Source organism: Paraburkholderia flava (genome assembly GCF_004359985.1).
Classification (GTDB): Bacteria; Pseudomonadota; Gammaproteobacteria; order Burkholderiales; family Burkholderiaceae; genus Paraburkholderia; species Paraburkholderia flava.
Genome location: NZ_SMRO01000003.1, coordinates 253,256 through 277,639 on the forward strand (window position 1 = coordinate 253,256; position 24,384 = coordinate 277,639).

Genomic DNA, 24,384 nt, shown 5'->3' on the forward strand with positions numbered 1-24,384 from the left:
GGGAAGCGAGGCGAACGGCGCGTGTCTACGGCCTACTTCCACAACGCGCAGCGCGTCTCCTGCTTCGTCGTGAAGGCCTGCTCGCCAGGGATCGTCGCCGTGATCTTGTAGTAGTCCCACGGCTCTTTCGACTCGGCCGGCGTCTTCACCTGCATCAGGTACATGTCGTGGATCATGCTGCCGTCCTGACGGATGTAGCCCTTCGCATAGAAGTCGTCGATCTTCTGCTTCTTCAGCTGCGCCATCACCTTGTCGGAGTCGGTCGAGCCGACTGTCTGCACCGCTTTCAGGTACGTCATCGTCGCGGAGTAGTCGGCGGCCTGCAGGCTCGACGGCATCTTCTTCGTCTTGTCGAAGTAGCGCTGCGCCCACTGACGCGACGCCGCGTCCTTATTCCAGTACCAGCTGTCGGTCAGCACGAGGCCTTGAGTGGTTTCGAGCCCGAGGCTGTGGATGTCGTCGATGAACACCAGCAGTGCGGCGAGCTTCATCGTCTTCGTGATACCGAATTCCTTCGCTGCCTTGATCGAGTTGACCGTGTCGCCGCCCGCGTTCGCGAGGCCGAGAATCTGCGCCTTCGATGCCTGCGCCTGCAGCAGGAACGACGAGAAGTCGGACGCCGACAGCGGATGCCGCACCGCGCCGAGCACCTGGCCGCCGTTCGCCTTCACGACGTCCGACGTGGCTTTCTCGAGCGCCTTGCCGAACGCGTAATCGGCGGTGAGGAAGTACCACGTCTTGCCGCCCTGCTTCGTCACGGCAGAACCTGTGCCCTTCGCGAGCGCGACCGTGTCGTACGCATAGTGGACCGTGTACGGCGTGCACTGCTCGTTCGTCAACGTGTCGGCGCCTGCGCCGACGTTGATGTACACCTTGTGCTTCTCGCCCGCGACCTGATTCATCGCAAGGCCGGTTGCCGAATTCGTGCCGCCGAGCAGCATGTCGACGCCGTCGCGGTCGAACCACTCACGTGCGCGCGACGCCGCGATATCCGCCTTGTTCTGGTGATCCGCGTAGACGAGCTGGATCGGCTTGCCGTTCACCTTGCCGCCGAAGTCCGCGATCGCCATCTTGATCGCTTCGAGCCCCCCCGGACCGTCGATGTCGGCATACAGACCCGACAGGTCGGTGATATAGCCAATCTTCACTGCATCATCGGCTGCCCGCGCCGGGCCCGTCGTTAACGCGACAGCCGCGACGCCGGCTGCGAGCGCAAAACAGAACGACGATAGTCGCGCGAGAGTTGTCCTTTTCATGCCTGTCTCCTTCGTTTTCTGCGTTGTTGTGGGATGTTCTCAGATCAGGTGTCATACCCCGAGCAGGTCGTGCAGCACCGGCATCTTGCTTTCGAGTTCCCCGGCCCCGAAGTGCTCGACGATGCGTCCATGCTCCATCACATAGAAGCGGTCGGCGAGCGGTGCGGCAAAACGGAAATTCTGTTCGACCATCACGATGGTGTAGCCACGCGACTTCAGCGTGACGATCATCCGTGCGAGCGCCTGCACGATCACCGGCGCGAGGCCTTCGGAAATTTCATCGAGCAGCAGCAGGTTCGCGCCGGTGCGCAGGATGCGCGCGACCGCGAGCATCTGCTGTTCGCCACCGGAGAGACGCGTGCCCTGGCTCGCGCGACGCTCGGAGAGATTCGGGAACATCGCGTAGATCTCGTCGAGCGACATCGCTTTCGTGGTCGCACCGACGGGCGGCGGCAACAGCAGATTCTCCTCGCACGACAGGCTCGAGAAAATGCCGCGCTCTTCCGGGCAATAGCCGACGCCGCAATGCGCGATCCGGTGCGTGGCCATCGCGATGGTCTCGCGTCCGCCGATACGGATCGAACCGGTGCGACGACCGGTGAGACCCATGATCGCGCGCATCGTGGTCGTTCGGCCGGCGCCGTTGCGGCCGAGCAGCGTGACGACCTCACCGCGATGCACGTTCAGATCGACACCGTGCAATATGTGGGACTCACCGTACCAGGCCTGCAGGCCCGCGATCTGCAACGCAGGCTCGCCGCTGTCTGCGACGTCGCTCACCTCGGCGTTCTCGCGCTCGGCTACTGTGTTCATGCGTGCGCTCCGGCAAGTGCCGCGTCGGCGCTGCCCATGTAGGCCTGCATCACGAGCGGGTTCTTCGATACCTCTGCGTAGCTGCCTTCCGCGAGCACTTCGCCGCGTTGCAGGACCGTGATCGTGTCGGAGATGCCGGCGATCACGTTCATGTTGTGCTCGACCATCAGAATCGTGCGACCGCTCGATACTTTTTTGATCAGCGCAGTGACGCGATCGACGTCTTCGTGACCCATGCCCTGCGTCGGCTCGTCGAGCAGCATCAGTTCGGGTTCCATCGCGAGCGTCGTCGCGATTTCGAGCGCACGCTTGCGGCCGTACGACAGCTCGACGGTAGGCACGTCGGCGAAATCGGTCAGACCCACCTGCGTGAGCAGATCCATCGCACGATCATCCAGCTGACGCAGCGTATTTGCGCTCTTCCAGAAATGAAACGCGGTGCCGAGCGAACGCTGCAGCCCGATGCGCACGTTCTGCAATGCTGTCAGATGCGGGAACACAGCGGAAATCTGGAACGACCGGATGATGCCGCGACGCGCGATCTGCGCGGGACGCTCACCTGTAATGTCGATACCGTTGAAGACGATCTGCCCCGCAGTGGGTTCGAGAAACTTCGTGAGCAGATTGAAGCAGGTCGTCTTGCCGGCACCGTTCGGACCGATGAGCGCATGAATCGAACCGCGCCGCACGCGCAGGTTCACACCGTTGACGGCGATAAAGCCCTTGAATTCCCGCGTGAGTCCGCGCGTTTCGAGAATCGAATCGCCGAGAATCATGTTCCCTTCCATGCGAAGTGAGGCGAAGCGCTGGCGATCTTCAGTGCGCGTAAACGCGCAGTGCGAAGACGACGACCCCCCGTGTCGATCGTGGCATGGCGCATTGCTGCGGACGGTAATCCATGCCGCGCCATGCAGCATGGGAGTCATTGTCTCGCCAATGATGCAGCGCAATCATTGGGATTTGCACTTAGTGGACGTCCCGCGCCCATGCGGCAAACCCGCGCAGGCTCGGGTTCGTTGCGGGTCTCACACAACCGTCACGCAACCGACATCGACGGCGTGGACAACGGTTGCACTGCTGACGTGCTGTGCGCCGCACGACGGTCCGCGCGAATCATGTCGCTCGCACGTTCGGCGATCATCAGTGTCGGCGAGTTCGTGTTGCCCGATGTGATCGTCGGCATCACCGACGCATCGACGACACGCAGTCCTTCGACACCCAGCACACGCAACCGGCTGTCGACCACCGCGCCTGGATCGTTGCTGGTTCCCATCCGACACGTGCCGACCGGATGGAAGATCGTCGTGCCGACCTGCCCCGCTGCCTGCTGCAATTCCTCTTCGGTCTGGAACTCCACGCCCGGCAAAATCTCTTCGGGACGATAGCGTGCAAGCGCGCTCGCGCTGACGATGCGTCGCGTGAGACGCAGCGCATTCGCGGCGACGTGGCGATCGTAGTCGGTGGATAAATAGTTCGGTGCGATCGCGGGCGGCGCGAGCGGGTCGCGCGACGCGATGTGAATGCTGCCGCGCGACGTCGGCCGCAAATGGCACACCGACGCAGTGAACGCATTGAAGCGATGCAGCGGTTCGCCGAAGCGATCGAGCGAAAGCGGCTGCACGTGATACTCGAGATCGGATCGCGTGATCGAACGATCGTCGGGATCCGACTTCGCGAACGCCCCGAGCTGCGACGGCGACATCGACATCGGCCCGCTCTGGAACAGCGCATATTGCAGACCGATCAACGCCTTGCCCCACCAGTGCGCACTCGCGGTGTTGAGCGTGCGTACGCCCTGCACCTTGTACGCCATGCGCAACTGCAGATGGTCCTGCAGGTTTTCGCCTACGCCGCGCAGATCGCGCACGACGTCGATGCCGAGCGATTGCAGCCGCGCGCCGTTACCGACACCCGACAGTTCAAGCAGCTGCGGCGAATTGACCGAGCCCGCGCAGACGATTACTTCGCCGCGCGCTTTCGCAAGATAGTCGACCCCGTTGCCGCGATACTCGACGCCGACGCAGCACGAGCCTTCGAACACGACGCGCTGCGTAACGGCACCGGTGATCAACGTGAAGTTCGGACGCGCGAGCGCTGCACGTAAAAACGCTTTCGACGCGTTCCAGCGCACGCCGCGTTTCTGGTTGACGTCGAAGTAGCCGACGCCCGTGTTGTCGCCGCGATTGAAGTCGTCGGTGGCCGGGATGCCGGTTTGTTGTGCCGCCTGTGCGAACGTCTCGAGGATCTTCCATTTGAGACGCTGCTTTTCGACGCGCCACGGCCCGCCTGCGCCATGCCATTCGTTCGCGCCGCCGTGATGATCTTCGCTACGACGGAACACCGGCAGCACCGCGTCCCACGACCACGACGAGTCGCCGGTGACGCGCGCCCATTCGTCGTAGTCTTCGCGCTGGCCGCGCATGTAGATCATCCCGTTGATCGACGAACTGCCGCCGAGCACCCGGCCACGCGGATACGACAGCGAGCGGCCGTTCAGGCCGGGCTCTGCTTCGGTCTTATAGAGCCAGTCGGTGCGAGGATTGCCAATGCAGTAGAGGTAACCGACCGGGACGTGAATCCAGTGATAGTCGTCCTTGCCACCCGCTTCGAGCAGCAGCACCGACACGTCGGGATCTTCGGTGAGACGGCTGGCGAGCACGCAGCCCGCCGTGCCCGCACCGATCACGATGTAGTCGAACTCACCTTCGAGCGTGCGGTTCGATGCGCGCGCGGCGTCTTCGTGATTGCTCACCCTTGTCTCCTTCATGAGCCGCCGGTCGCGGCATGCATGTCGATGGGTCCATCACGCCCGCCGTATCGCCAAGCGGGCGTTTCGTTTGCCTCAGTCGCGCTTACTTTGCGACCGGCATCGTGAATTCAGCACCCTTCGAGATGCTGTCCGGCCAGCGCTGCATGATGCTCTTGTAGCGCGTGTAGAAGCGCACGCCTTCTTCGCCGTACGCGTGATGGTCGCCAAACAGCGAACGCTTCCAGCCGCCGAACGAATGCCATGCCATCGGCACCGGAATCGGCACGTTGATGCCGACCATGCCGACCTGGATCTGCCGCGAGAACGCGCGCGCGACGCCGCCGTCCGACGTGAACAGCGCCACGCCGTTCGCGAATTCGTTAGCGTTGATCAGCTCGACCGCGGAAGCGAAATCCGGCACGCGCACGATACACAGCACCGGCCCAAAAATTTCCTCGCGATAGATCGTCATGTCGGTGCGCACGTCGTCGAACAGCGTGCCGCCGAGGAAGAAGCCGTTCTCGTGACCGTCCACCGTATGCCCGCGTCCATCGACGACGAGCTTCGCGCCGGCCGCGATGCCCGCTTCGATATAGCCTTTCACCTTCTCGCGATGCACACCCGTGACGAGCGGCCCCATTTCGGCTGCGGCATCCATGCCGTTGAGGATTTTCAGCGCCTTCACGCGCGGCGTCAGACGTTCGATCAGTTCGTCGGCGATGTGACCAACCGCGACCGCGACCGAGATCGCCATGCAACGCTCGCCGGCCGAACCGTACGCGGCGCCGATCAGCGCATCGACAACCTGATCGAGATTGGCGTCGGGCATCACGACCAGATGGTTCTTCGCGCCGCCGAGCGCCTGCACGCGCTTGCCGCGCTTCGTGCCTTCCGTGTAGATGTATTCAGCGATCGGCGTCGAGCCGACGAACGACAGCGCGCTCACGTCGGGATGCGCGAGCAGCGCATCGACCGCGACCTTGTCGCCGTGCACAACGTTGAACACGCCGTCGGGCAACCCGGCTTCCTTGAACAGTTCGGCGAGTCGCACCGCTGCCGACGGGTCACGCTCCGACGGCTTCAGCACGAACGTATTGCCGCATGCGATCGCGACAGGGAACATCCATGCCGGGACCATCATCGGGAAGTTGAACGGCGTGATGCCCGCGACGACGCCGAGCGGCTGACGCAGGTTCCAGTTGTCGATGCCGCCGCCGATCTGGTCGGTGAAATCGGTCTTGAGCAGGTTCGGAATCCCGCACGCGAATTCGACGACCTCGATGCCGCGCATCACTTCGCCCTTCGCGTCGGAAAACACCTTGCCGTGTTCGCGCGTGATCAGCTCGGCGAGTTCGTCCTGATGACGGTCGAGCAGTTCCTTGAACTTGAACATCACACGTGCACGCTTGATCGGTGCCATCTCGCTCCATGCAGGGAACGCGGCTTTCGCAGCGGCCACCGCCGCATCGACTTCGGCGACGCTCGCGAGTGGAACGCGCGCGATCACCTTGCCGAGCGCCGGATTGAAGACGTCGCCGAAGCGATCGCTGGCGCCTTCGACCGACCGGCCGTTGATCATGTGGGTCAGCGCCGGGACGCGCGTTTCGCTTTGATGTGTCTCGCTCATGTATGCCTCGTTCAATGGAAAACCGCTAAAAGTCGTCATGCCGCGACTACAGGAACCACAGCGTAATCGCGACGCGCGCAGCAAATCCAATGAGTTATGCTCAACTGCGATATAAGTCGCGCTAATATCAGGCGATGGACCTGACTCTGCTTCGTGCATTCGTCACCGTCGCGCGCGAGGGCAATCTCACGCGCGCGGCCGCGCATCTGCATCTGACCCAGCCCGCCGTGAGTCTGCAGATCAAGAACCTGCAGGAAACGCTCGGCGTATCGCTGTTTACCCGTACCTCGCATGGCCTTGCACTGACACGCGACGGTCAGGCGCTGCTGCCGCATGCCGAACGCGCGCTCACTGCAGCGAGCGACGTGCAGCGCGCAGCCGCGACACTGCGTCATGAAGTGCGCGGCCGGCTGCGCATCGGCACGATTCTCGATCCGGAATTTCTGCGCCTCGGTGGCTTTCTCAAGCAGCTCGTCGAAACCTGGCCGCATATCGAAACCGCGCTGCGACATGGGATGTCGGGCTGGGTGCTGGATGGCGTGCGAGCGCGCGAACTGGACGTCGGTTACTACATCGGGCGGCCCGCGCAGGACGACGCACGCGATGGCTCGGTCTTCCATGCAGTGACGCTCACGCATTTCCAGTATCGGGTGCTCGCGCCCGCGGGCTGGAAAGATCGGGTGAAGACGGCGCGCGACTGGCGCGGGCTTGCCGCGCTGCCGTGGATCTGGACGCCGCCGGCGTCCGCGCATCATCGGTTGCTGTCGCGTCTGTTCGCCGAAGCGGGCGTGACGCCCATCAAGGTTGCGGAAGTCGACCAGGAGCCGTCGATGCTCGATCTCGTCAAATCGGGCGTCGGCCTCACACTCGCACGCGACGCGACCGCGCTGGCCGAAGCACATGCGCATGCGCTGACGATCGTCGAAGGCATCACCGTGCCGACCGAACTCACGTTCGTCGCGCTCGCCGCGCGCAAGGACGAACCGGCAATCGCCGCCGCGCTAAAACTGATCGAGCAGCAATGGTCGGTGTGACTTCGAACCCGAATGCGTGCGATATGAGTTCCGCTGATGGAGCGGCATAACAGCGCAGCGTAACGACACCGTCACGCGCTTTTTGCTAGATTCGTACTTCACGGGCCGCGCGCCGAGATGCGCGGCCGTTTCTGTTTTCTGGCCCCCGTCTACGGTTACTGTCCTTCACGAGGAGCTTCACATGGCACGCAACATCGAAATCAAGGCCCGCGCGCGACACTTCGACCAGCTGATCGCCCGCGCCGCTGAACTGTCGCCTGAAGCGCCACTGATCTTTCGTCAGCAGGACTTTTTCTACGACGTGCCGCGCGGCCGCCTGAAGCTGCGGCAATTCGACGACGGCACGCCCGCCGAACTGATCTTCTATCAACGCGACGACCGCGACGGTCCGAAGGCGTCGTACTACACGCGCAGCCCGGTCACGAACCCCGAGGCGATGCACTCGCTGCTCGCCACCGCGCTCACGACGCGCGGCATCGTGACGAAGGAGCGGCACGTGTATATCGTCGGACGTACGCGGATTCATCTGGATCGCGTGGATGGGCTCGGCGATTTCGTCGAACTCGAGGTGCTGCTCGCGGAGGACGACGACGAGGAAGGCGGCGAGATCGAAGCGCACACGATGTTCGCGAAGCTCGGTGTTCCGGAAGCCGATCTCGTGGCGGTCGCCTACGTCGATCTGCTCAACGCGGATAGCAAGCCGTTGCAGGCCGCCTGATTTATGCGCGATGCGCCCGGCGCGTCACGGTTCATGCCGCCGCGCCGGCCGCAAGATGGCCGAGCGGCAGCGGACCGTTGCGCTTGAACGTCGTGAGCACGATGTTCGAGCGCACGCTGTCCACGCCCGGCACGCGCATCAGTTTCTTCATCACGAACGACGACAGCGTGTTCAGATCCGGCGACACAATACGCAGCAGATAGTCCGCATCGCCGACTACCGCGTGGCATTCGAGCACTTCGGGCAGCATGTCGATCTGCTGCTGGAACTGCTCGATGACCGAGTCGCCGTGATGCTTGAGCTTCAGGCTCGTGAACGCGGTCACGCCAAGGCCGAGCTTTTCGGGTCGCAACACGACGCGATAACCGTCGACAACGCCCACCGCTTCGAGCCGCTGCAACCGCCTGCCGATCTGCGACGGCGAAAGCGGCACCTGCTCGCCGAGCTGTTGATGGGTCGCGCGGCCGAAGCGCTGCAATACGTCGAGCAGAGCAAGATCGAAATGATCCAGTTCAAGCATGAAGTTCCTCCGCGTCGTTTCGCGTTTTTCATGCGCGATTGTCGCACTTCATGAAATAACGGGCGCCAGAGACGACACTATGTGACGAGGCGCTGCGCCGACAAAAGCAGTCGCGATGGAAAAGCGTGAGAATGGGATGCTCGTGACGTACGTGAGCGTCGGCAACGCGACAGCCGACCTGTCGATGCCGATGCCGATGCGCGTCACACCGCCCAACACGATTTGCGCGCGGCAACACGCGCGCGCCCGCAGGTGACGCCATGATCCAGAAACTGTCTTCCGAAGAACGCGCCGCACAACTCGCCGGCCTCACCGGCTGGAGCGTCGTGACAGACCGCGACGCGATCCGCCGCCAGTTCGTTTTCGCCGATTTCAACGAAGCGTTCGGCTTCATGACCCGCGTCGCGATCAAGGCGCAGCAGATGGACCATCACCCCGAATGGTTCAACGTGTACAACAAGGTTGAGATCACACTGTCGACGCATGAGGCGAACGGCGTGACCGAACGGGACATCGCGCTGGCGAAGTTTATAGACGGTGTCGCGAAACTCGCGTCGCGCACGTGACCGGCACGGACCACACCTTTGTACGAACCTCAGCCGCTGAAAGCGGTTTGGAGGTTCGCAAACGCTTAAACCTTCAGTTCTACAGGCCGTTTTTAAGGCGGACGTAAGAATCCCACGCGTCGCGTGCAATGGGGTCCAATCCTTCCCGCGTATGGGTCGTCTGACGCTGTACAATCATCAACGCATATGGCTTGGAGAGCGCATTAGCCTCCTTGCACAGAACGAGTTCGTCGCCACTCGAAGGCGAGCGGGCGCGCCAGAAGTTGATCGCGGCTTCCAGTTCGTTGAGCGTAATATCGGACATGATTCTCGTGGTGGCAGTGGCGCATCGCGCGGCAACGCGGCACGGCATTCCGTGCCGCACGCTTGCGGCGAATCGCGTAGCTGGTATGCCTAACCCATTGTACTTGAGCGAAATCCATGCGACTCCTTCTGATCGAAGATGACCGTCCTATCGCACGCGGCATCCAAAGCAGCCTCGAACAAGCCGGCTTCACGGTCGACATGGTCCACGACGGCATCTTCGCCGAACAGGCTCTCACCCAAAACCGCCATGAACTGGTCATCCTCGATCTGGGTCTGCCCGGCATCGACGGCATGACGCTGCTGTCGCGTTTCCGTCAGAGCAACCGGCATACGCCCGTGATCGTGCTGACCGCGCGCGACGAACTCAACGACCGCGTGCAGGGCCTGAACTCCGGCGCCGACGACTACATGCTGAAGCCGTTCGAACCGGCCGAGCTCGAAGCGCGCATCCGCGCCGTGATGCGCCGCAGCGGACCGCATGGCGACATGCCGCGTCCGGAAGTGTCGCTCGGCGGTGTGCGTCTGTCGGGCGTCGATCGCCGCATCTTCAACGACGACAAGCCGCTCGAACTCTCGCCGCGCGAATTCGCGGTGCTCGAAATGCTGCTGCTGCGCCACGGTCGTGTGGTCAGCAAGGCGCAACTGCAGGACCACCTCACGCACTTCGGCGGCGATCTCGGCGATACCGCGATCGAAGTCTATGTGCACCGTGTCCGCAAAAAGCTCGAGAACTGCCGCGTCGAAATCGTCACGGTGCGGGGCTTCGGCTATCTGCTGCAGGAAATCCGCCAGGCCGCATAACGGCTGCGGTACTACGACGTTGCCTTGCCGCCGGATCCGGTCTACGGATCGGCGGCACAACACGCACGGCAGGCACGCTATGATGCAGGCAGCCGTGCGCGCGGTACCGGCCTGCTCCGGTGCTGCGCGGTTCCTTCGCTCTCGATCTTCACGATCCGCTGCCGGGCCTGCCGACGATCATGTCTCTTCCAGCCGCGAATAGTCTGCGGCGCTCGCTGCTGCGCCGCCTCGCCGCCCCCCTTTCGCTGCTCGCGCTGATGAGCGGCCTGATCGCGTACTGGCTCGCGTGGCAATACACGCAGCACGTCGTCGATCGCTCGCTCGCCGATCTCGCCACCGCAATCTCGAAGCAGATCCAGATCGCGGGCCCCGATGCGTCGGTCACCGTTCCCCCGCTCGCGCAGGCGATGTTCTCCGATCCGGTCGAACAGCTCGTCTACCGGATCAGCGACGGCGAAACCGAAATCGCCGGCGATCCGAAGCTGCCGCTGCGCGGCGTCAACGTGCGTCGCATGCACTACGCGTATGTGTTCGAGACCGAGCACGAGGGCACCAGCGTGCGGGTTGCGCAGGTTCGCGTCGATCAGCCGAACGGCGGCAATCCGATCGTCATCGAAGTCGGTCAGCCCGTGCGTCACCGGTTCCAGATCGCCGCCGAATTTCTCGTCGCGATCATGATGCCGCTGCTTCTGCTGCTGCTCGCCGGCTGGGTGATCGTCTGGCGCGTCGTGAACCAGCAGCTTAATCCGCTAACCGATCTCGCCGATTCGCTGAACCGGCAGACCCACACGTCGCTGGAACCGGTCGACGAAACCTATGTGCCCGTCGAGATCCGGCCGCTCACCGGCGCACTGAACGCGCTGCTCGGCCGCCTGAAAACCGCGCTCGACGCACAGCGCAAATTCATCGCCGATGCCGCGCATCAGCTGCGTACGCCGCTCACCGCGGTGAAGCTGCACGCGGAGCAGGCTGCGGTCGCGCGCGACCCGCAGCTGGCGCTCGCGGCCGTGCGCGAGCTACGCGCCGCCGCCGATCGCGCGGTGCGGCTGTCGAATCAGTTGCTGTCGCTGGCGCGTGCGGAGCCGGGCGAGCAGGCCGCGCGCTTCGTGAACGTCGACATGGCCGTGCTCGCGTTCGAGACCGGCGCCGAATGGGTGCCGCGCGCGCTCGCCGTACATGTCGACCTCGGTTTCCAGCGTCTCGACGACCCCGAAAACGCGCATCCGCTGATCGCACGCGGCAACCCGGTGTTGCTGCACGAGGTCATCGCGAACCTGCTCGACAACGCGCTGAAGTACGTGCCGCCGTCGCGACTCGACGGTGGCCGCATCACGGTGACGGTATCGCAGGTCCAGATCGACGAGACGGAAGCGGCGGAAATCGTCGTCGAGGACAACGGTCCCGGCGTACCGAAGAACCAGCAGGCCGATCTGTTCAAGCGCTTCTTCCGCGGCGACGGTCAGAGCGACGGCAGTGTCGACGGTGGTGCGGGTCTCGGCCTCGCGATCGTGCACGACATCATGGCGCTGCATCGCGGCAGCGTGCATTACGAGGACGCGGCTGAAGGCGGCGCCCGCTTCATCGTGCGGATTCCGCTGATGACCGGCGCGGATGTCGTAGCCACGCCCCGCGACGAACAACGTCGTGTCGAAAAAAAATCGGCGCACCAGGCGCCGATCGATTTCTAGCCAGACGGCGCGCAAGTCGCGCGCCGTTTGGTCACTTCTTCTTTTTGCTCTTCTTTGCGTCCTTCTTCGACTTTTCCGGCTTCGCGAGCATCGTGCCCCGGCACTTGCGCGCGCCGCAACGGCACTCGTATTCGCGCTTGAGCTTCTTCGTCTGCTCTTCGTCGATGACGAGGCCGTAGTCGTAGAACAGTTCTTCGCCGTCGTTGATATCGCGCAGCGCATGGATATACACGTGCCCGTCGATTTCCTCGGCCTCGCAGTTCGGCGCGCACGAGTGGTTGATCCAGCGCGCGCTGTTGCCGTCGATCTTGCCGTCGATCACGCGGCCGCTGTCGAGTGCGAAGTAGAACGTGTGATTCGGTTCCGCCGGATTATGCGGATGACGCCGCAAAGCTTCCTTCCACGAGATCCGCTCGCCCTTGTATTCGATCACGCGTTCGCCCGTCGCGATCGGTTCGGTGGCGAACACGCCTTTGCCGTGCACACCTGAACGGCGCACGGCGATCCTGCGTGAACTCATTGAATGAATCCTTGTGAAAAACGGGGATGAGGGGTGCGGCCATCGTCACGCGGACCGCGATGTCTGCCGCTGCAAAAGCGGCGCTGCACGACGCGCTTTTCTCGTTGCGCGTATGGCAAACGCGGCGCCTTGCGGGCGCCGCGTCGACTGCGACGCATCTGCGTCACATCCGGCATCGTACACGGTCGAACCCGCTTCGTTCAACCGTCAAAAAGATAGAACGTGTGAAGCGTTGCGCTTAACGGTGCAAAACGCGCATGGGAATTTAACGCTGACCGAAAGACACGTCGCCGAACAACGCCTTCTGCTCGCGCGGCTGCGAACGCCAGTATTGAGGCGGCGCCTCTATCGTTGCACCGAGCTGCGCGGCTGCGTGCCACGGCCAGCGCGGATCGTAGAGCATCGCGCGGGCCATCGCGACCATATCGGCTTCGCCTTCCGCGACGAGACGCTCGGCGTGCGCCGGGTCGGTGATCAGGCCGACGGCGATCGTCGTGAGACCGGTGGCTGCGCGAACCGCACGCGCGAACGGCACCTGATAGCCGGGCTCGAGCGGAATCTTCTGCAACGGCGACACGCCACCCGACGACACGTCGATCCAGTCGCAATCGCGCTTCTTCAGTTCTTCGGCGAATGCGATCGTGTCGTCGAGCGACCAGCCGCCGTCGACCCAGTCGCTCGCCGACACGCGCACGCCGACCGGCTTATCCGCCGGAAACGCAGCACGCACGATGTCGAAGATCTCGAGCGGAAAGCGCATCCGGTTTTCGCGCGAGCCGCCGTATTCGTCGGTGCGCTGGTTGGCGAGCGGCGACAGAAACTGATGCAGCAGATAGCCATGCGCCGCATGCACTTCAAGCGCGTCGATGCCGAGTCGCGCAGCCCGTCGCGCGGATGCAGCAAACGCTTCGCGAATGCGGTTGAGGCTTGGTGTATCGAGTGCGAGCGGCGGCTCTTCACCGGCCTTGTGCGGCACCGGCGACGGCGCATGCGGCAACCAGCCGCCGGCCGACACGGGGATCAGCTGACCGCCGTCCCACGGCGTGTGGCTCGATGCCTTGCGTCCTGCGTGTCCGAGCTGCATCGCGACACGAATCGGCGAGTAGCGGCGGATCGCGGCAAGTACCGGGACCAATGCGGCTTCGGTCGCGTCGTCCCACAAGCCGAGATCGCCGGGCGTGATGCGGCCGTCCGGTTCAACGGCGGTCGCTTCGATGCACAGCAGGCCCGCACCCGACAGCGCGAGATGGCCGAGATGGATCATGTGCCACGCGGTCGCTTCGCCGCGTTCTGCGGAGTACTGGCACATCGGGGAAACGACGATACGGTTCGGAAGCGTCACGCTGCGCAGCGTGAGCGGAGAAAACAGGGCGCTCATGAATTCGGGTCCGGGGAAGCCGAGGAGCGATCGAGAATAGCACCGCAACAAGAATGCTGCAGGGCGGCACGCGATGTTTGCAGGGAAGTATTTGCGCGACGTTTACAGTGCGTGAATCGCCGCGCTACACAACGTTTACGGTTTCGCTTCGACCTGATCGAGCCATTCGCCGAACATCAGTCGAGCGGCCTTTTCGAGACCCGGTCCGAAGCGCGCGGTGTCGTCGCGCAGCTGCCGCACGTCGGTCCCTTCCGCGGCGATTTCGCTCGCATGGCCGATCAACCACGGCTCGAAGCGATCAGCACGGATTTCCGGATGACATTGCAGGCCCAGCACGTGCTGCCCCCACGCGAATGCCTGGTTTTCGCACACGGCCGTCGATGCGAGACGCGTTGCGCCCGCCGGCAGATCGAAGGTGTCGCCGTGCCAGTGCAGCATCGACGTCTGCGCCGCATCCAGATGACGCACCGGCGACGCGCGGCCCGCATCGGTCAGCGTCAGCGGCGACCAGCCGAGTTCAGTACGCGCCGCGCGATAAACACGCGCGCCGAGCACCCGCGCAATGAGCTGCGCGCCGAGACAGATGCCGAGCGTCGGCAGTCCGGCAGCAATACGCGTTTCTATTTTTTTGACGAGAGGAACGAGCGTCGGATAGCGCAGGTCGTCGCATGCATTGATCGGCCCGCCGAGTACGACCATCAACGATGGCGCGACCGGGTCCGGCGCCTCGATACGTGCGAAGCCAATATCGAGATAACGCACGGGGCGACTGCGCTCGCCCAGCACCAGTTCGAGACTGCCCAGATCCTCGAAGTGCACGTGGCGGATGGCCAGAACTTCGTCATTCATCGGCGGCTTCCGTCGTCAGGTTGGCGGATTAACGAATTGGCGAATGACTCGACCCGCGCCGCACGGCAAAAGCCGGTGCGGCGCGGGTGCCGCCCTCGAGGGGCGGCTTGTCGGCGCAGTGTAACGGAGTCGGACTCAGGCGTGTTGCGCGAAGACCTTCCAGGTCTTCTTTTGCGTCGCGACGTCCGCGGTCTCGTGAACAGAGCAATCGAGACGCAGGTCGGTATCCGAGAACGAGAGGTCGAGCAACGCGCAGCGATGCGGGACCTTCTTCGGATTCTTGCTCGGAATGAAATGCGTACAGCTCACGCACATGCGGTGCGACGGAATGTCACCCTGCACTTCGAGTTGCCGGATGGTTTTCAGCAGCGTGCGATAGAGCAGCGACTGCTCTTCGTCGCGCAGCGTGCCCACCGCCTTCGACAGAAAGTCCGGCCATTGCGCCGCCCGCTTCGCTGCCGTGCGGCCGCGTGCGGTGAGACGCACCGCGAGTGCGCGGCCGTCGTCAAGTGCGCGACGCTTTTCGACCAGACCCTTGCCCTCGAGCGTGCTGACCGCATCGCTCGTCGTCGCGGCCGTCAAGGCCGTTTCGCGTGCAATTTCGCCGAGCCGCATCGGACCGCGGCGCTGCATCAGCAAGACGAGAATTTCACCCTGGGTCGGCGTGAGTCCCGCGCCTTCCGCCCATTCCCATGCCTGACTCCGCATGGCCGTGCTCAGTCGTAACAGACCATGGGTCACCCGTCCCATTGCCTGTTCTCCGTAAACGCCTTCGCTCATGATCTATGTTTGGTTGTGACAGCTTTTCGCTGCGTGGTTGGTTGCTGGGCGCCGGATCGCAAGCAACCTCGTGGGGCAAGTTCCGCCGATATCCGGACGGGTTAACGTCAACGAACTTGAAAAAATTCCGTAAAAAAATACCGCATGACCGCTGCGTGACTCTCGCATATGCGGATGAAAACCGCGCGTCGCCGCACAACGTTCGCACCAGGAATCCACATTCTATGCGAGTGCGGCAAATCGCACAGCTAAGTTATCCCATGCATTCTGTGGATAACCCTGGGAAAAGCCCTTGCACAACATGTGCGCCGTTTCTTGACAACGTTTGCTTCGCCCGGCGGACCGCAAGAGTTATCCGCGTTCCGCACGCTTCATGCACTCGCGATCCGCGTAGTTATTGCATTCGCAGCCCGATGACTTTGCACGGGTTTACCGCGTTATCCACAGAAAGGGTCGATGCTTGTTAACTATTACTACAGACGTATACGTTCTCTTCGTAAACATCTTGGGAAACTATTACTGGAAATTAAAAAACCCGCGAGAAGCGGGTTTCCGAAGATTTTTCGCAGGTCCCACGCGGGATATCACCCGCGTGTGACGCGTACATTAAGCGCCCTACGTACTTACGCTAGGCACGCCATTGCAGACATTGCTGCCGCACGGCTTCATGCAAAGACTTCTCTTCTGCAACGACTCCGCGCAGCCATGTCGCATCGTTGATCTGGTTGCGCGCGATCGCGCCGACTTCTTCCAGCGCCTGCGCGGAACCGAGTGCATCGGCATGCGGCGCGATGCGTTCGAGCGTTTCGATGATGTCTTCCGAGATCGTCTTGCGCTCCCCCGTCTGCGGATCGATACACGTCCCTGCGAGACCGAAGCGGCATGCTTCGAAACGATTGAACGTGTAGACGAGGTAGTCGTCTTCTTTCGGCATCAGCGGTTTGTCGAGCAGCAGATGACGTGCGAGCGTCTGGATGTAGCAAGCGATCGCCGCAGCACGATCGACCGATAGCGGCGTGTCCATCACACGCACTTCGATCGTGCCGAAGCCGGGCTTCGGCCGGATGTCCCAGTAGAAATCCTTCATGCTGTTGACCACGCCCGTGTTGACCATCTTCGAGAAATATTCCTCGAAGCTGTCCCACGTCAGCACGAACGGCGCGCGGCCGGACAGCGGAAACGCGAACACGGAGTTCAGACGCGCCGAGTGAAAACCCGTGTCGACACCCTGCACGAACGGCGACGACGCCGACAGCGCGATGAAGTGCGGAATGAAACGGGACAGCGAATGCAGCAGAAACAGCGCGCTGTCCGAATCCGGGCAACCGATATGCACGTGCTGGCCGAACACCGTGAACTGTTTCGCGAGGTAGCCGTAGAGTTCGGACAGATACTGGAAACGTGGCGTATCGACGATCTGCCGTTCGCTCCATTGCTGGAACGCATGCGTGCCGCCGCCGCACAAACCAACGTTCAGACGATCGGCCGCACCGACCAGCGTGTCGCGGATCGTGCGCAGATCGACGACTGCCTGTTCGTGCGTCGTGCAGATGCCGGTCGACAGCTCGATCATGCTTTCGGTGATTTCTGGCGTGATGTTGCCGGGAATCTTCTCGTCCTTGATGAGCCGCATCAGGTCGGTGCCGGCTTTCGTCAGGTCGTAATCGTGCGTGTTGACGATCTGCATTTCGAGTTCGATACCGAACGTGAACGGCTTCGAATCGATAAAGGGTTCGAGTGACATAGCGTCTCTTGGGTCAGGTCGGCAGACCGGTTCGATTCGAACGGCCTGCCGGTAACAAAACAATGTACGTGAGGCTTAGTCGGAACTCAGTCCGCGTCGCGACGTTCGCCCACCAGCGCAAGGCTGCGATACACGAGCCACGGACCGACGATCTGCAATACGACGATCGAACACATCACGACGGCACGCAGCATCGGATCGAAATTCGGGTACAGCGTGTACGTATCGTCGACGAGCAGATACGCGAGCGCCGACATCGGCGACAACGACAGGCCGAGTGCGACGCCCTGCTTCCAGTTCAGGCCGCTCGGTTTCGCGAACGCGAGCACGCCAACCAGCTTCGCAATCAGACGCGCGACGATCAACCCGAGCGCGGCCACGCCGCCGAGCGCGATGTCTTTCCATTCGAATGTGGTCAGTGTCAGCACGAACAGGATCACAGTCAGCAGCCAGCCGGCCGTGCCGAAATGCTGCGGCCACAACTGCGGACGCTCATCACGATTCTTCACGATGATGCCGGCCGCGAGCAGACTCAGAATGGTCGACAGCTTGAACACGTGCGCAATCGCGATAGCGAGCAACACGAGCCCGAACAGCGCGACGAACGAATGCTCGTCCTGCATGTTCATCCGACGATAGAAGAAATTGCACGCGCGTGCGAGGCAGTACGCGAGAATCAGCGAACCGATCAGCAGATACAGCGGCTGCAGGATCGTCGCGAACACATTGCCGTACACCTCCTGATGCAGCCAGCTCGACGCGAGCTTCTCGATCACGACTGCGTACATGCTGTTCAGCGCGGTGAGCGTCATCAGCCGTTGCGTGACCTGGCCTTCCGCGCGCAGTTCGGTCTTCAGCTGGATCACCATTGCCGGCGACGTCGCCATCGCAATCGACGCGAGCACCATCGCGACCATCGTCGGCACGCTCAGGAACAGCAGCACGATCAGCACGAATACGAAAGTCAGCGTCGCTTCGGCGACGCTCGACAGAATCAGCCAGTAATTGCGGCGCATCCAGCGCAGATCGAGACGGCTACCGAGTTCGAACAGCAGCAGACCAAGTGCAACGTCGAGCAACGGTCGCGCAGCAGCGGCGGATCCTGCATCGATCACACCCCCACCAGCCGCTCCGGCGATCAGGCCGATGATCGCGTAGCCCGAAATGCGCGGCAGACGCCACGCGCGATAGCAGAGTTCGCCGCACAACCCTGCAGCGAGCAAGGCGAGACCCGCCCAGAAGATCGCATCGGGCGTGAGCGGCCACGCGGGAAAGAATGAAAACGCCGACTTCATCGTGATGGGTTCTCCTTGTGCAGCGACAGTTCTCCGCACGGAGCGTGCGGTGCGACGATGGCTCGTGGAGCGTACACCGGCTGTATGGCGGTATGCGCTGCGTGCCGATCGACGGGTGAACTGTCAGCGATCGGATGAATACTGAACGTGCCGGCACTGCATGGCGGCCTGCTGCAACAGACATTGCGCAGCTCAGGCTACCGGCCGGGGTGAATGAACGCCGCCGACTTTCGAATCAGATTCTGATTGACCGGCAACCGTTCCGTTGATGCGTCGATCGCTCGAAGCGACGTGTGACGCGGGAAGAACGGCGATTGTGCCATAGCTTTTTCGCACTCGACGCAAAACGCGCCGAACATCCTTCGAACCTGCCGTCAGGCGGTAAAAACGAACCGCGGTTTGCGATCTTCGAAGGAAAAACCGACCGGTCATCGCGTGCATTGCAGCATCGATCCGGCTGCGTTTGCGACGCACTTGCGACGGCGAAGCCTCGTTTTGCATCCGCCGACCGATGCGCCTTCTGGTTTAAAAGGTTTACCGTATGTATACGTAGTAGCAGTTAACAAAGGTCGCTCATTTCTGTGGACAACCCCTGTTTACCGAACGGAATCATCCGCTTGCCGAATGCACAACCGGACGCGAAGGATGTGCGGCCGCGACCGGTTCCATTGCATAACTTTTGGGTCAAACGGCGCGCGACGAAGTTACCCCGTTTACGTCCACATCGGTTCCACACGAGTTGCGCATGCAATTCGAACGGTTATCCACAGCGTCGCGTGGATAACTTGCGTGCGTCGAGAAATCGGAGAAATCGGGAACGGGAGCTTCAGCGCACCGTGCCGTGCCGCAATGCACGCAGCAGGAATCGTGCGGGATCGATCGTGTCGGCGAGCTCGCGTTCAATCGGCCAGGGCTCGCCTTCGATCTGCGCGGCGATCAGTTCGGCACCGAGCGCGGCCCAGACGAGACCGCGTGACCCATACGCGAACGCGCCATAGAGACCCGATGCGCGAGGCAGGTCGAGCGGCCATGCACCGCGCAGCCGGTCGGCATCGCGCGTGGCAACGGTTTCGTCGGCGAGCTGTCCGATCATCGGCATGCGGTCGCTCGTCACACAGCGAAATGCGACGCGTCCGGATAGTGTCGCGGCCTCGTCAGGGTCGAGTGCGGCCGACGGCATCATGCGCGCGAGTCGCTCGACGTTGTCGATGTGATCCGCCGCGCGCAGCGACGTGTCGGTGTCGTCGATATCGTAGGACGCACCGGTCAGCGTGATGCCGTCGGCGAGCGGCACCGCGTAGCCATCGCCGATCACCGGCAGATGTGGCGATGAGATGCGCTGCGGCAGCAGCGTCAACTGACCGCGTACGCTGCGCGTCGGCGCATGCTGCAATCCAGCGACGCGCGCGGCTTCATGTGCGTTCGCGAAAATCACGACCGGTGCGATCGCGACCGTGTTGCCCGATGTATCGATCACGGCCCACTGCTCGCCTACCCGTTCGACACGCGCGACATCGACGCCGAAACGTCGCTCGAGCCGTTCGCCCGCCGCTGCGTATTGCGCCGCGCACAACGCAGCCGGATCGATCCAGCCGCCGTGCGGATGAAACCATCCGCTGTGCGCGAGCGACACACCAGCGAGACGCTGTGCATCGTCGCGTGATACAGGTATGACGTAATCGCGTGGCCATCCGAACGCAGCGAGCGCATTCGTCATGCTGTGCCATTCGTCTTCGTTTTCGGCGAGTTCGAGCAGGCCGTTTGTGCTGCGCGATAGTGATAGACCAGAGCGTTCGAGTTCGGTCCAACGCTGTAGTGCGTACGCGAAGCCCGCACGCGTGATGCGTGAAGCGACGCTATCGTCGCGCGACAGCAGCGGATGAAATACGCCCGCAGGATTGCCGGACGCATCGCGCGCGATGGCGTTATGTCGTTCCAGCGATGTCACTTGCCAGCCACGCGCAGCAAGCCGTTCGATCACCGCACAACCGGCGAGGCCTGCACCGATCACGACGGCATGCCGATGCTCAACGGCGAGCGGCACTGGTGGCTCATAGCGCCGCACACGCCAGCGCGGCGCAAACTTGCCGACCAGCATCGCGCGTTTCCAGCCGAAGCCATCGACCTTGCGATACTCGAAACCGGTCTGCGTCAGCGCGCGTTTCACATCGCCGGCGCTCGTGTAAGTGGAGAACGTTGCTTGGTCGCCGGCGAGGCGCGCGAGCATCCGGAACAACAACGGTGTCCACAATTCGGGATTTTTCGCGGGCGCGAAGCCGTCGAGATAGAACGCATCGGCGCGTAGCCATAGCGAAGAGAGTGTCGTCGTCGCGTCGCCGAACACCAGCGTCAATGTGACGCGGCCCTCTTCGAATTCGAGTCGGTGTGTGCCCGGCATCAACGTCGGCCATGCGTCGGCAAGACGTTCGGCGAACTCGAGCACCAATGTGTCTGCGATGGTCGCCGCATACGCAGCGCGCAGATCGTCCGCAGTAAACGGGTGTTTTTCGGTCGACACGAAATGCAGACGTTCGCAGCGCGCCGGGTCCGCGCGCCACGCAGCCCACGTCGCCAGGAAGTTGATGCCCATGCCGAAACCCGTCTCCACGATCGTGAAAACGCGGCGGCTGCGCCAACGTTCCGGCAATCCGTTGCCGTGCAAAAAGACGTATTCCGCCTGCTCGATAGCGCCGACGGCGCTGTGATAAATGTCGTCGTGACGCGGCGAAAACGGGGTGCCGTTATCGCGAAACGCGAGTGTCGCGGGGATGAGCGGTTCAGTCATGCGTGACGAAAAGACGGCGATGCGATGTTCGAAGACTGCCCGGAAAGCCGCATGCCGTGGGGTTTCTACGGAGTTCCACTAGCGTCGGCGGCGCGCGATCGTTGGCAAAAACCAACGTCAGCGCGCGTCTCGACCGATACAAAACGCTCGGGCGGGTGTCGTCGAGTTCCAAAAACGACACTTTCCTAAGCGGAACCGCCAAAGAACGCTGTAATTCTTCGAAACCCTTGTCCTGTATGGGTTTGCGCTGCGCTATCATAGCAAGCGCCGCGGAGTGATGCGGCAGCACGGCCGTCATGCAACACGTTGCGCGACGCGTTTGTCCGGAGCGCCTCCGGAGCCGTCGCTGCTCGACGGCGTGGCGCGCGCACGTATAATCGGCGCGTTCGCGCTGTTCGTGTCAACCTAAACCAGAAAGGAACCTTAATGAACAAACAGGAACTGATCGACGCCGTCGCAGGACAGACGGGCGCCAGCAAGGCTCAAACCGGTGAAACGCTGGACACGTTGCTTGAAGTGGTCAAGAAGGCTGTGTCGAAGGGTGACTCGGTCCAGTTGATCGGCTTCGGCAGCTTCGGTTCGGGTAAGCGCGCAGCCCGTACGGGCCGCAACCCGAAGACCGGTGAAACCATCAAGATTCCGGCTGCCAAGACCGTCAAGTTCACGGCTGGTAAAGCGTTCAAGGACGCGGTCAACAAGCGCTAAGCATCGGTTGCTTTTTTGTTGACGCCCGCCTCTGGCGGGTTTTTTTTCGTCTGCGATTTTCGAGTGCGGCGGTGTCGCCGCACTCATGTTTCAGTCGCGGCTTTAGTCGTGACGATGCACGATCTCGCCATGGCCATGATCGTGGTCATGGCTGTGATCGTGATCTTCTTCGGCGTCGAGATTCCACGCAGGGAACGGATCGCTGAAGTGCGACCATGCGTGCGCACCTCGTGCGTATTCCTCATCGTTCAGCAGACACGCGTCGAGTTTCGCGCGCCAGATAGCCGGGTCGATGCCCGCGCCGATCATCACGAGTTCCTGGCGACGATCGCCGATACTCGTATCGTTCAGATCGCCCTGCCAGTCAGCTGTGATTTCGGCGAGCAGCTCGTCGTCGCCTTCAGGCCATTCGCTGCGATCCTGCGCGGCCCACCACATGCCGGCCGGTCCATGCCGACACGCACCGCCCGCTTGCGACAGCGAACCCGCGATGTCGTTGCGCGTCGCGAGCCAGAAAAACCCCTTGCTGCGCAGCACGCCCTGCCATTCTTCATGCAGTAACGCCCAGAGACGTTCCGGATGAAACGGCCGCCGCGCGCGATAGACGAAATTTCGGATACCGAATTCATCGGCTTCGCTGTGATGATCGTGATCGTGCTGCAGCGACGCGAGCCAGCCGGGTGCGTTTGCCGCTTCGTCGAAATCGAAACGCTTCGTATCGAGCACCTCATTGAGCGGCACATCGCCGAAGCGACTCAAGACCTGCACCGCGCGCGGATTGATATGCGCGAGGATGTGCTGCAGCCGCGCGAGATCGTCCGCGCTTACCAGGTCGGTCTTGTTCACGACGAGCACGTCGCAGAATTCGATCTGCTCGATCAGCAGTTCGACGAGCGTGCGATCGTCTTCGTCGGTCGCGCCGATACCGCGTTCGACGAGCGCATCCGTGCACGCGTAATCGCGCAGGAAATTGAACGCGTCGACGACGGTGACGAGCGTATCGAGCCGCGCGACATCCGACAGCGAGACGCCGTCGTCGTCGACGAACGTGAAGGTCTCGGCGATCGGCATCGGCTCGGCAATACCGGTCGACTCGATCAGGATCGCGTCGAAACGCTGCTCGCCGGCGAGGCGGCGGATCTCGACCAGCAGATCGTCGCGCAGCGTGCAGCAGATACAGCCGTTCGACATCTCGACCAGCTGCTCCTCGACATGCGACAACGCGGCCGCGTCGCGTACGAGCGCGGCGTCGATGTTGACCGCGGCGAGGTCGTTGACGATCACCGCCACGCGCAGGCCCGCGCGATTCGCGAGGATGTGATTGAGGAGCGTCGTCTTGCCCGCGCCGAGAAAACCGGAGAGCACGGTGACAGGAATGGGCGGCTGATTCATCGCGGTACGGAAAAGCTTGAAGAAGGGAGCGGCCAGATGCATTGGCAGCATGAAGCCGCATTGTGCATCAAACGCAGAGGGGTCGTATCCGGGTGCTCAATATGTGGAAATCGCGTGCGCGAGGCGGCGCGTGTCTAGCGCGAGACGGTCAACAGATTCCACTTCTGAAGAATGCCGGCAATCTGCCGCGCGTACTGATCGCGCAGCGTCGGCGTTTCCGAATGGTAGGCGCCGATCGCTTGCCACGTGTTGCCGTACTTGTTCATCTTCTGGCGTAGATGCCAGGCAGCGACGAACACGTTCTTGCACGGCTGCATCAGCGTGCCGGTCGAAATGCCGTATTGAGCGAGCGTGGAAAGATGGATCGAGTTGATCTGCATCACGCCGTAGTCGATCGAACCGTTCGCGTTCTTGTGCTTCGCGTCCGGCCGGTTGTGCGACTCCTGCCAGGCGATCGCGCGCAGGATCAGCGGATTCACCTTCTGGTAGTTGGCGGCCTCGTCGAAACAGTCCGCGTGCGCGGACCCGGCTGCGCACAGCGCACCCAGGGCGACGGCAACGGTAAGCACGGTCTGTTTCATCGAAGTAAGAAGGCAATCGGAAAGCCACCATCGGACGACGCATTCGCATTGAGACAGGCGGCGAGGAATCGGGGAAAACCCCGGTCCGCGTGACGGCGCTCGATGCCGAACCGACCGTATCATACCGGCAGGCGGCAACGCGTCAAGTTGGCCAACAGACAGAATTGTTGAATATCCCAAGGCGTTCAATGCGGCCATTACTGCTATAACGGCATGTCCAAACGATGACCTTAGCGATCGCTGGACGAAGCGAAAACTTTCCGAATCTTACTTATGT

22 protein-coding genes are annotated in these 24,384 nt (G+C 62.4%); 6 read left to right on the forward strand and 16 right to left on the reverse strand.

The annotated features are described in order from the left end of the window. Nucleotides 1-32 precede the first annotated feature (32 nt). The 5 genes from E1748_RS23565 to E1748_RS23585 all read right to left on the reverse strand — a co-directional run bounded on the left by E1748_RS23565 (nt 33) and on the right by E1748_RS23585 (nt 6,445). Nucleotides 33-1,256 carry an ABC transporter substrate-binding protein gene (locus E1748_RS23565; RefSeq protein WP_133649693.1) on the reverse strand — a complete coding sequence of 408 codons (1,224 nt, stop codon included), beginning with the start codon at nt 1,254-1,256 and terminating at the stop codon, nt 33-35. Nucleotides 1,257-1,307: 51 nt separating this feature from the next. Then, nucleotides 1,308-2,069, reverse strand: coding sequence for an ABC transporter ATP-binding protein (locus tag E1748_RS23570; protein WP_133649694.1), 762 nt, complete (start codon nt 2,067-2,069; stop codon nt 1,308-1,310). Then, nucleotides 2,066-2,845: an ABC transporter ATP-binding protein gene (locus E1748_RS23575; protein WP_133649695.1), complete on the reverse strand. Its 780-nt coding sequence runs from the start codon at nt 2,843-2,845 to the stop codon at nt 2,066-2,068. Before E1748_RS23575 ends, E1748_RS23570 begins: the two co-directional genes overlap by 4 nt. Before the next feature lie 260 nt (nt 2,846-3,105). Then, complete coding sequence (locus tag E1748_RS23580; protein ID WP_240766772.1) at nt 3,106-4,821, reverse strand: GMC family oxidoreductase; 1,716 nt, start codon at nt 4,819-4,821, stop codon at nt 3,106-3,108. A 100-nt stretch (nt 4,822-4,921) separates the two neighbouring features. Beyond that, nucleotides 4,922-6,445, reverse strand: coding sequence for a CoA-acylating methylmalonate-semialdehyde dehydrogenase (locus E1748_RS23585; protein ID WP_133649697.1), 1,524 nt, complete (start codon nt 6,443-6,445; stop codon nt 4,922-4,924). A gap of 134 nt (nt 6,446-6,579) precedes the next feature. Between E1748_RS23585 and E1748_RS23590 the strand changes: the two genes are divergently transcribed. Beyond that, on the forward strand, nt 6,580-7,479 hold the full coding sequence (locus E1748_RS23590) for a LysR family transcriptional regulator (protein WP_133649698.1): 900 nt from the start codon (nt 6,580-6,582) through the stop codon (nt 7,477-7,479). A 181-nt stretch (nt 7,480-7,660) separates the two neighbouring features. Continuing rightward, nucleotides 7,661-8,197 (forward strand): class IV adenylate cyclase, encoded by a 537-nt coding sequence (locus tag E1748_RS23595; RefSeq protein WP_133649699.1) that lies wholly within the window; start codon nt 7,661-7,663, stop codon nt 8,195-8,197. A gap of 31 nt (nt 8,198-8,228) precedes the next feature. Here the strand turns inward: E1748_RS23595 and E1748_RS23600 are convergent, their stop codons facing one another. After that, entirely contained in the window at nt 8,229-8,717 is a 489-nt protein-coding gene (locus E1748_RS23600) for an Lrp/AsnC family transcriptional regulator (protein WP_133649700.1), read from the reverse strand. Between the two features lie 260 nt (nt 8,718-8,977). Here E1748_RS23600 and E1748_RS23605 point away from each other — a divergent pair, with 260 nt between their 5' ends. Further along, entirely contained in the window at nt 8,978-9,283 is a 306-nt protein-coding gene (locus tag E1748_RS23605; RefSeq protein ID WP_133649701.1) for a 4a-hydroxytetrahydrobiopterin dehydratase, read from the forward strand. A 79-nt stretch (nt 9,284-9,362) separates the two neighbouring features. Here E1748_RS23605 and E1748_RS23610 read toward each other — a convergent pair whose 3' ends face one another. Continuing rightward, nucleotides 9,363-9,587 carry a DUF3717 domain-containing protein gene (locus E1748_RS23610; protein ID WP_133649702.1) on the reverse strand — a complete coding sequence of 75 codons (225 nt, stop codon included), beginning with the start codon at nt 9,585-9,587 and terminating at the stop codon, nt 9,363-9,365. Between the two features lie 116 nt (nt 9,588-9,703). Here E1748_RS23610 and E1748_RS23615 point away from each other — a divergent pair, with 116 nt between their 5' ends. Together E1748_RS23615 and E1748_RS23620 are read left to right on the forward strand one after the other, a co-directional pair. Further along, nucleotides 9,704-10,390 carry a response regulator transcription factor gene (locus tag E1748_RS23615; protein ID WP_074262960.1) on the forward strand — a complete coding sequence of 229 codons (687 nt, stop codon included), beginning with the start codon at nt 9,704-9,706 and terminating at the stop codon, nt 10,388-10,390. 179 nt (nt 10,391-10,569) lie between these two features. Further along, complete coding sequence (locus E1748_RS23620) at nt 10,570-12,078, forward strand: sensor histidine kinase (RefSeq protein ID WP_133649703.1); 1,509 nt, start codon at nt 10,570-10,572, stop codon at nt 12,076-12,078. A gap of 31 nt (nt 12,079-12,109) precedes the next feature. On the opposite strand, the gene E1748_RS23625 is transcribed toward E1748_RS23620, so the two are convergent. The 7 genes from E1748_RS23625 to mnmC all read right to left on the reverse strand — a co-directional run bounded on the left by E1748_RS23625 (nt 12,110) and on the right by mnmC (nt 21,429). Then, nucleotides 12,110-12,598 (reverse strand): SET domain-containing protein, encoded by a 489-nt coding sequence (locus E1748_RS23625; RefSeq protein ID WP_133649704.1) that lies wholly within the window; start codon nt 12,596-12,598, stop codon nt 12,110-12,112. Nucleotides 12,599-12,863: 265 nt separating this feature from the next. Further along, a complete protein-coding gene (locus E1748_RS23630; protein ID WP_133649705.1) occupies nt 12,864-13,976 on the reverse strand; it encodes an NADH:flavin oxidoreductase/NADH oxidase in 1,113 nt (370 codons plus the stop codon). Nucleotides 13,977-14,111: 135 nt separating this feature from the next. Continuing rightward, nucleotides 14,112-14,825: a glutamine amidotransferase gene (locus E1748_RS23635; RefSeq protein ID WP_133649706.1), complete on the reverse strand. Its 714-nt coding sequence runs from the start codon at nt 14,823-14,825 to the stop codon at nt 14,112-14,114. A 135-nt stretch (nt 14,826-14,960) separates the two neighbouring features. After that, on the reverse strand, nt 14,961-15,605 hold the full coding sequence (locus E1748_RS23640; RefSeq protein ID WP_133649707.1) for a MarR family winged helix-turn-helix transcriptional regulator: 645 nt from the start codon (nt 15,603-15,605) through the stop codon (nt 14,961-14,963). 628 nt (nt 15,606-16,233) lie between these two features. Next, the gene (locus E1748_RS23645) at nt 16,234-17,349 is read right to left on the reverse strand and encodes a YbdK family carboxylate-amine ligase (protein WP_133649708.1); all 1,116 of its coding nucleotides are present in this window, start codon (nt 17,347-17,349) and stop codon (nt 16,234-16,236) included. Nucleotides 17,350-17,435: 86 nt separating this feature from the next. Next, complete coding sequence (locus E1748_RS23650) at nt 17,436-18,644, reverse strand: cation:proton antiporter (protein WP_133649709.1); 1,209 nt, start codon at nt 18,642-18,644, stop codon at nt 17,436-17,438. A gap of 826 nt (nt 18,645-19,470) precedes the next feature. Then, complete coding sequence (mnmC, locus tag E1748_RS23655) at nt 19,471-21,429, reverse strand: bifunctional tRNA (5-methylaminomethyl-2-thiouridine)(34)-methyltransferase MnmC2/FAD-dependent 5-carboxymethylaminomethyl-2-thiouridine(34) oxidoreductase MnmC1 (protein WP_133649710.1); 1,959 nt, start codon at nt 21,427-21,429, stop codon at nt 19,471-19,473. 426 nt (nt 21,430-21,855) lie between these two features. Between mnmC and E1748_RS23660 the strand changes: the two genes are divergently transcribed. Then, nucleotides 21,856-22,134: an HU family DNA-binding protein gene (locus E1748_RS23660; RefSeq protein ID WP_091016988.1), complete on the forward strand. Its 279-nt coding sequence runs from the start codon at nt 21,856-21,858 to the stop codon at nt 22,132-22,134. A 102-nt stretch (nt 22,135-22,236) separates the two neighbouring features. Here E1748_RS23660 and E1748_RS23665 read toward each other — a convergent pair whose 3' ends face one another. Together E1748_RS23665 and E1748_RS23670 are read right to left on the reverse strand one after the other, a co-directional pair. Then, nucleotides 22,237-23,526 (reverse strand): GTP-binding protein, encoded by a 1,290-nt coding sequence (locus E1748_RS23665; protein WP_133650500.1) that lies wholly within the window; start codon nt 23,524-23,526, stop codon nt 22,237-22,239. A 134-nt stretch (nt 23,527-23,660) separates the two neighbouring features. Further along, the gene (locus tag E1748_RS23670) at nt 23,661-24,107 is read right to left on the reverse strand and encodes a lytic transglycosylase domain-containing protein (protein WP_133649711.1); all 447 of its coding nucleotides are present in this window, start codon (nt 24,105-24,107) and stop codon (nt 23,661-23,663) included. Between the last annotated feature and the right edge of the window lie 277 nt (nt 24,108-24,384).

Coding starts and splice junctions, on each gene's coding strand:
- E1748_RS23565 (WP_133649693.1), bottom strand. CDS start 1,256: ATGAAAAGGACAACTCTCGCGCGACTATCGTCGTTCTGTTTTGCGCTC.
- E1748_RS23570 (WP_133649694.1), bottom strand. CDS start 2,069: ATGAACACAGTAGCCGAGCGCGAGAACGCCGAGGTGAGCGACGTCGCA.
- E1748_RS23575 (WP_133649695.1), bottom strand. CDS start 2,845: ATGATTCTCGGCGATTCGATTCTCGAAACGCGCGGACTCACGCGGGAA.
- E1748_RS23585 (WP_133649697.1), bottom strand. CDS start 6,445: ATGAGCGAGACACATCAAAGCGAAACGCGCGTCCCGGCGCTGACCCAC.
- E1748_RS23590 (WP_133649698.1), top strand. CDS start 6,580: ATGGACCTGACTCTGCTTCGTGCATTCGTCACCGTCGCGCGCGAGGGC.
- E1748_RS23595 (WP_133649699.1), top strand. CDS start 7,661: ATGGCACGCAACATCGAAATCAAGGCCCGCGCGCGACACTTCGACCAG.
- E1748_RS23600 (WP_133649700.1), bottom strand. CDS start 8,717: ATGCTTGAACTGGATCATTTCGATCTTGCTCTGCTCGACGTATTGCAG.
- E1748_RS23605 (WP_133649701.1), top strand. CDS start 8,978: ATGATCCAGAAACTGTCTTCCGAAGAACGCGCCGCACAACTCGCCGGC.
- E1748_RS23610 (WP_133649702.1), bottom strand. CDS start 9,587: ATGTCCGATATTACGCTCAACGAACTGGAAGCCGCGATCAACTTCTGG.
- E1748_RS23615 (WP_074262960.1), top strand. CDS start 9,704: ATGCGACTCCTTCTGATCGAAGATGACCGTCCTATCGCACGCGGCATC.
- E1748_RS23620 (WP_133649703.1), top strand. CDS start 10,570: ATGTCTCTTCCAGCCGCGAATAGTCTGCGGCGCTCGCTGCTGCGCCGC.
- E1748_RS23625 (WP_133649704.1), bottom strand. CDS start 12,598: ATGAGTTCACGCAGGATCGCCGTGCGCCGTTCAGGTGTGCACGGCAAA.
- E1748_RS23630 (WP_133649705.1), bottom strand. CDS start 13,976: ATGAGCGCCCTGTTTTCTCCGCTCACGCTGCGCAGCGTGACGCTTCCG.
- E1748_RS23635 (WP_133649706.1), bottom strand. CDS start 14,825: ATGAATGACGAAGTTCTGGCCATCCGCCACGTGCACTTCGAGGATCTG.
- E1748_RS23640 (WP_133649707.1), bottom strand. CDS start 15,605: ATGAGCGAAGGCGTTTACGGAGAACAGGCAATGGGACGGGTGACCCAT.
- E1748_RS23645 (WP_133649708.1), bottom strand. CDS start 17,349: ATGTCACTCGAACCCTTTATCGATTCGAAGCCGTTCACGTTCGGTATC.
- E1748_RS23650 (WP_133649709.1), bottom strand. CDS start 18,644: ATGAAGTCGGCGTTTTCATTCTTTCCCGCGTGGCCGCTCACGCCCGAT.
- mnmC (WP_133649710.1), bottom strand. CDS start 21,429: ATGACTGAACCGCTCATCCCCGCGACACTCGCGTTTCGCGATAACGGC.
- E1748_RS23660 (WP_091016988.1), top strand. CDS start 21,856: ATGAACAAACAGGAACTGATCGACGCCGTCGCAGGACAGACGGGCGCC.
- E1748_RS23665 (WP_133650500.1), bottom strand. CDS start 23,526: ATGAATCAGCCGCCCATTCCTGTCACCGTGCTCTCCGGTTTTCTCGGC.
- E1748_RS23670 (WP_133649711.1), bottom strand. CDS start 24,107: ATGAAACAGACCGTGCTTACCGTTGCCGTCGCCCTGGGTGCGCTGTGC.